The following is a 6,000-nucleotide window of genomic DNA, read 5'->3' as shown; positions in this document are numbered from 1 at the left end:
GGGTGGTCAAGCGTCACCCGCCAATAGGCGGGCGATCGCCGCGTCAAACGGATCCGTTTGGAACTGGTGTTGGTCATAACGGCACCTCGGGCAATGCGTTCAGCACACAGGCCATGGTCACGCGTGTACTCCCATCGAGCTCAGCAGTTTGACCAGTGCTTCGGCGGCCGCCCTTGAGGAAGCCGGATTCTGCCCGGTGATCAAATGCCCGTCGACGATGACAAAACTCTGCCAGTCCGCGACTTTCTCGAAATGGCCTCCCAAACGCTTCAGTTCGTCCTCGACCAGGAACGGCACGACCTTTGTGAGGTGTACGGCCTCTTCTTCGCTGTTGGTAAAGCCGGCGACGCGTTTTCCCTTCACTATCGGCTCGCCGTTGAACATAGCATGCCGCAATACCGCCGGCGCATGACAGATCGCGGCAACCGGCTTGCCGGCGCTGTAAAACGTTTCGATCAACTTGTTCGAGATCGGATCTTCCGCGAGATCCCACATTGGACCGTGCCCGCCCGGGTAGAAGATCGCGTCAAAATCCTGCGCCTTCATGTCGGACAATTTCGCCGTGTTGGCGAGGACAGCCTGGGCCTTGGGATCGTCCTTGAACCGCCGCGTAAGGTCGGTCTGTCCCTCCGGCGTATCGCTTATGGGGTCGAGCGGCGGTGTCCCACCCTTGGGGGAAGCAACCGTCACGAGACACCCAGCGTCCAGAAACGTGAAGTAAGGGGCGCAAAATTCTTCCAGCCAGAAACCGGTTTTCTTCCCGGTATTCCCAAGCTTGTCATGAGACGTCACAACCATCAGGATCTTCATTGTACCTTCCTGCGTTTCATCGATGAGTTCGAGGTTATGCGTCGTAGCGTCTGGTGCGAATATTCGTCGCTCGGCAGACACTCTTCCGCGGTTCGATTGATTGACCGGCGAAAATGACGCACCGCAGGCTATTCGCGACCGGCGGCTGCCCCCCCAAGACCGCAATTGTCCATGTCGACCTCCTCGATGATGACAAAGGTTGATTGGAGCGGTTTGTTCAAGACGTTGAGCAGCAGCTCGCGCGCGCCCCTGATGAGTGCGGCCTTTTCCGCCGCCACAACGGAGTCCAGTCCCGGCCTGGTTGCCTCGCGGGTTACCTGAATCGTAACGATGGGCATGAAGGTTTGTCCTGCGTTGAAGGCTGGGGAAAAACGCTCCGTGTCTATGTCAGTGACCGGCGCTCTGGCCACCGTCGACATGAAGGATTTCGCCGGTCACGAAGCTGGCAGACTCAAGGTAGAGGATAGCGTCGACGATGTCGGACACTTCACCCATATGGCCGACCGGGTGCATGGCATCAAGCTGAGCATGCGTCTCGATGGGATGCATCGGGGACTTGATGATGCCCGGTGCGACCGCATTCACTCGGATACCGTGCTTCGCATACTCGATGGCGAGCGATTTGGTCGCGGCATTCAGGCTCCCTTTTGTCAGTGACGCCAGGACAGCCGGTACGTCGCTCCGCGCGTGATCGACCAGGCTCGTCGTGATCTGCACGATATGACCGCTGTGCTGCATTTCCATCGCGGCGATGGCGAGTTGCGTAATGTGAAAGAAGCCGGTGATGTTGACGCCGACGATCGCCGCGTAGTCGGCCTCGGTATATTGGGTGAACGGTTTGGCGATAAAGATGCCGGCGTTGTTGACCAGCGTATCGATGCGCCCGAACCACGACATCCCTTCGGTGATCGCGCGTTCGGCCGTTTGCCGATCGGCGATGTCGCCGGATACCGTAAGGACGTCATCGTCGTCCGACGGCCCGATCGAGCGCGCCGTCGCGACCACCTGGTAGTTGCGATCGCGATATGCCTTGACGAGCGCCGCGCCAATACCCTGCGATGCCCCGGTAATAACGGCAACTTTCCGTTCGATGTCCATACCACTCCCCCTTTATGCTTCCACCATGCGTGTGGAGCACAAAAATGACCGAGCCATATGGCGTCGATTGGTTTGAAGTTATGCTCAGTCGATGCGACCGCGAATATTCGCCGTTCGGTAGACACTCTTCCGCTGCGCGGTTGAGTGCGGAACTACCAGTCGATCGCAATGTGAAAGAGTGTCTGTCGAATATCGAGTATTCGCGGCCATCTCGGCTAACCTTAGTTTCAGTTCATCCACAGCGCACCGCAACGTCGCTGATATCGAAGACCGGAAGTCGGCGCTGTCACCTGATCTAAGGGCGCTGACGACCCGGGAACGTGGGAGAGAGCCAGACCACTCTGTTTGGCGCTCCAAACCTAGCAAATGGGGATATACCATGTATTTCTACCTTATTGCGGCCGTGGCAGCGCTGGGTGGGCTGCTGTTTGGTTACGATACCGGCGTTATCTCCGGGGCGCTGCTATTCGTCCGGCAGGTGATGGCCCTCTCTCCAACTCTCCAGGGGGTGGTCGTCGCGATTGCTCTGGCGGGCGCCGCGGTCGGTGCGCTGGTGGCCGGATACATCTCCGATCGTGCCGGCCGCCGCCGTGTCATCCTGGGCGCCGGCTTGCTGTTTATTGCTGGCGCGGGCATCTCCGCTGTCGCGGGGCAGGTCACCGTCCTACTGGTCGGCCGCTTCCTCGTAGGCGTCGCGATCGGCGTCGCATCAATGCTGACGCCCCTGTATCTGGCGGAAATTTCGCCGGCGCGCGACCGCGGCGCGATTGTTTCCTTGAACCAACTTTGTATCACCGGTGGGATATTGTTGTCCTATCTGGTCGGCTTCGCACTCGCCGGCGTCTCCGGCGGATGGCGCTGGATGTTCGCACTCGGGGCGTTGCCGGGCATCATCCTTTCGGCTGGCATGCTGGTCCTTCCCGAGAGCCCGCGATGGCTCGCGGGTCACGGCCGAATGGGCGACGCCGAGACGGTCCTGCGGCACCTGCGCGGCAACACCGCCGATGTATCTGGTGAATTGAGAACGCTGCGGACAGACATCGCGAGCGAAGGCCGCCAACTGGCAAGCGTGTCGGATCTGCTTGCGCCGCGTCTTCGGCGGCCTCTCATCATCGGGATTGGTCTTGCGATGTTTCAGCAGATCACCGGTATCAACACGGTCATCTACTTTGCGCCAACGATTTTCCAATCCGCCGGCCTTTCCTCCGCCGCAACGTCCATCCTTGCGACCGCCGGGGTTGGCGCGGTCAACGTGATCATGACGATCGTCTCAATTCGCCTGATCGATCGCCTTGGCCGGCGGCAACTTCTTGCCTGGAGCCTCGGTGGCATGGCGGTGACGCTGTTCGTCCTGTCTGGCGCCTTTTTCGGCGGCACATCGGGTCACCTTGCCTGGATCGCGCTCGTATCGGTGGCGGTCTATGTCGGCTTTTTCGCGATCGGGCTGGGGCCGGTATTCTGGTTGCTGATCGCGGAGATATTCCCGCTTGCCCTGCGCGGGCGGGCAATGAGCCTGGCGACGGTTGCCAACTGGCTGTTCAATTTGATCGTTTCGGCAACATTTCTCAATCTTGTTGGTGCCGTCGGCAGTGCTGGTGCCTTCCTGGTTTACGGACTGCTGAGCCTGGTGGCGTTGGCATTCGTCGCCGTGATGGTGCCGGAGACAAAGGGGCGTAGTCTTGAGCAAATCGAGGCGGCGCTGGAGACAGGGCAAACACCCTCACCCTCTGCCAAGGCGGTGCTGCCATGAGACGCATTGTCGCGCTGACACTGTTGATCTGTCCCGCCGTGGCATTGGCCGCTGGCGCCCAGGCTCAAACCAGCACTGCCGAGTCACCGCTCGTCATGTTGCCGCTGGACCCCGAGGTCCCGGCCTATATTCCCCCACAGGTCGAACATCTGCTGGGCGATCTTGGGGGCGTTCGCACCGATCTCGAGAATCACGGCATCTATCTGCGGCTCAGTGCCACGGCTGAATTCGCTGGCAATGTCAGCGGCGGGGTGAAGCAAGGGTCAACCTCCGCCAACCAGGTGGCGTTCTCGGCGGACATAGACTGGCAGCGCCTGGCTGGGCTCACCGGCCTGTCTACCCACGTGATCCTCGTGAACCGTTCCGGCGGTAACGACAGCCATTTGTTCGGTGACAACGTTTCGCCTGTGCAGGAAATTTATGGCGCGGGCGGAAACGTGGCCGTGCATCTCGTCTCGGCCTACGCCGAGGAGAAGCTGTTCGGTGGCAGGCTGGACATCGCGCTTGGCTGGATGAACGTCGAAAACGACTTTGCCAGCTCACCACTTTATTGCAACTACATGAATAACGCCTTGTGCGGCGACCCAAAAGCATTGCCCGGTGGCGACATCGGTCACAGCGCCTTCCCCGACGCTGTATGGGCAGGCCGGGTTCGTGTTCGTCCCACGGCGGATACCTATATCACGACCGGCGTCTATGAAGTGAACCAGGATTTGTACAGCAACGCGGATCGCAGCGGGTTCGAACTCGGCGTGCCGCGGGACAGTGGCGTGTATGTGCCGATCCAGATCGGCTATGAACCGAAATTGGGCAGCGATCAACTGCCCGGTCACTACGCGGTGGGGTTCGGTTATGACACCTCCCGTTTCAAGAATTTTTCCACCGTTTTGCCGGGAGGTGCCGGAAGTCGGTCTGGCAATACGCAGTTCTGGCTGCTGGCCGATCAGATGTTGGTGCGAAATGGCAACGGATACCAGGATGGCATCATCGCGCTCGCCGGATATGTCCATAGCAACGCCGACAATTCCCCCTATGCGCAACAATACTTCCTGGGCTTGCTGGATCGCGGCTTCTGGCGTGATCGGCCGCAAGATGCCGTCGGGCTACTGTTCACCTATATCGCAATGAGCGGCACTCTCGGCAAAGTCCAGGCCGAGGAGTCGGAACTGGGCCTTCCCATCAGCAATGCCGCGACGGGGGTGCAGACCCACGAAATGATCCTCGAAGCCAACTACAACATCCATGTCTATCGCGGTTTGGATTTCCGGCCGGAGTTCCAATACGTGATTCGGCCAAACGCTCAAGCGAACATTCGCAACGCAGCCGTATTGGGGTTCAAGGTCAATGTGGAATTTTGAAGCCCTTGGTGTCGTTGAATTTCAGACGCAATGTGGATCTGATCAAGCCGGGGCCTCTACGGCAAGCCTTGCCAATTGCGTGCGCAAGCGGGCAACAGCGAGGTCTACGAAAGCCCGTACTTTCGGCATGGAAAGACGGCCTTCCGGCATGACGAGATGGACCGGAATGGGCGCGTGCTCATATCGCCGGAGCACGATCCGCAGTCGGCCGTCGCGGACGTATTCGGCGACCTGATGGGAAAGCAGCCGCGTCACACCTCGTCCCTCGACGACGGAGGCGATCGCCGCATGCACGCTGTCGACGACACAGCGCGGCGTGAACTGCACGGTCTGCGGCGTGGCTGAACCAGCGGTGGGCGGGAAGCGCCAGGAGTTAAGGTCGGCCTGGGAGACGGCGATGACCTGGTGCTTCGCCAGATCACCGGGCTCTTCGATACGCGGGTGCTTGGCAAGGAAGGATGGCGCCGCGACGATGAGCTGGCGGACTTCGCCGACCCGTATGGCAACCATCGATGAATCAGGCAAATGCGCTATTCGCAGCGCCGCATCGATGCCTTCCTCGATCAGGTTCATAGGCCGGTCGCAAAGGTGAAGCTTCGCCGATACCGTCGGAAAGGCGTCGAGAAAGTCGTCCAAGATCGGCCGCAACACCTGCTCGCCGCAATGAACCGGGGCGGTCAGGGATAGAGTACCGCCGGGATGGGACCTTTCGCACGCCGCGAGGGCTTCGACCTCATGGAGGTCGTTCAGCAGGCGACGGCAGGCGACGGCGTAACGCTCGCCGACCTCGCTCAGCTTGCTCGCGCGTGTTGTGCGGTGGAGAAGCTGTACGCCGACGTGATCTTCCAGGAAGGTCACGGCACGGCTGACGGCGGCGGGTGAGCGTCCGAGCTTACGGCCCGCTCCGGCAAGGCTCCCCTCATCCAGCGCGGCAACGAAAACCTTCATAGCGTCGATACGATCCATCGTTTGCTCCTCGGAAGT

At 60.3% G+C, this 6,000-nt stretch carries 7 protein-coding genes and 1 pseudogene; 3 read left to right on the top strand and 5 right to left on the bottom strand.

Features of this window, described 5'->3' with window-relative positions:
* Positions 1–117 precede the first annotated feature (117 nt).
* The 3 genes from GSQ89_RS33630 to GSQ89_RS33620 form a co-directional block, all read right to left on the bottom strand.
* On the bottom strand, positions 118–810 hold the full coding sequence (locus GSQ89_RS33630) for a type 1 glutamine amidotransferase domain-containing protein (protein ID WP_158932461.1): 693 nt from the start codon (positions 808–810) through the stop codon (positions 118–120).
* A gap of 128 nt (positions 811–938) precedes the next feature.
* On the bottom strand, positions 939–1,148 hold the full coding sequence (locus GSQ89_RS33625) for a tautomerase family protein (RefSeq protein WP_158932460.1): 210 nt from the start codon (positions 1,146–1,148) through the stop codon (positions 939–941).
* A 49-nt stretch (positions 1,149–1,197) separates the two neighbouring features.
* Complete coding sequence (locus GSQ89_RS33620; RefSeq protein ID WP_158932459.1) at positions 1,198–1,908, bottom strand: SDR family NAD(P)-dependent oxidoreductase; 711 nt, start codon at positions 1,906–1,908, stop codon at positions 1,198–1,200.
* Between the two features lie 178 nt (positions 1,909–2,086).
* On the opposite strand from GSQ89_RS33620, the gene GSQ89_RS33615 reads away from it, so the two are divergent.
* Positions 2,087–3,658, top strand: a complete 1,572-nt coding sequence (locus tag GSQ89_RS33615; RefSeq protein ID WP_256367366.1) for a sugar porter family MFS transporter — start codon at positions 2,087–2,089, stop codon at positions 3,656–3,658.
* A gap of 38 nt (positions 3,659–3,696) precedes the next feature.
* Positions 3,697–5,016, top strand: a complete 1,320-nt coding sequence (locus GSQ89_RS33610; protein WP_158932457.1) for a carbohydrate porin — start codon at positions 3,697–3,699, stop codon at positions 5,014–5,016.
* Positions 5,017–5,058: 42 nt separating this feature from the next.
* On the opposite strand, the gene GSQ89_RS33605 is transcribed toward GSQ89_RS33610, so the two are convergent.
* Positions 5,059–5,697 (bottom strand): LysR substrate-binding domain-containing protein, encoded by a 639-nt coding sequence (locus GSQ89_RS33605; protein ID WP_254073502.1) that lies wholly within the window; start codon positions 5,695–5,697, stop codon positions 5,059–5,061.
* Between the two features lie 18 nt (positions 5,698–5,715).
* Between GSQ89_RS33605 and GSQ89_RS39610 the strand changes: the two genes are divergently transcribed.
* A complete protein-coding gene (locus tag GSQ89_RS39610; RefSeq protein ID WP_254073503.1) occupies positions 5,716–5,898 on the top strand; it encodes a hypothetical protein in 183 nt (60 codons plus the stop codon).
* On the opposite strand, the pseudogene GSQ89_RS40395 reads toward GSQ89_RS39610, so the two are convergent.
* Positions 5,854–5,964: pseudogene (locus tag GSQ89_RS40395) on the bottom strand (LysR family transcriptional regulator); the annotation flags it as partial. The gene GSQ89_RS39610 and the pseudogene GSQ89_RS40395 sit on opposite strands and share 45 nt — an antisense overlap.
* Positions 5,965–6,000: the final 36 nt, after the last annotated feature.

This window comes from Acidisphaera sp. S103 (genome assembly GCF_009765975.1).
Taxonomy (GTDB): domain Bacteria; phylum Pseudomonadota; class Alphaproteobacteria; order Acetobacterales; family Acetobacteraceae; genus Rhodopila.
The sequence above is the reverse complement of the archived record's forward strand: the minus strand, read 5'-3'. Positions and strand labels throughout refer to the sequence as shown.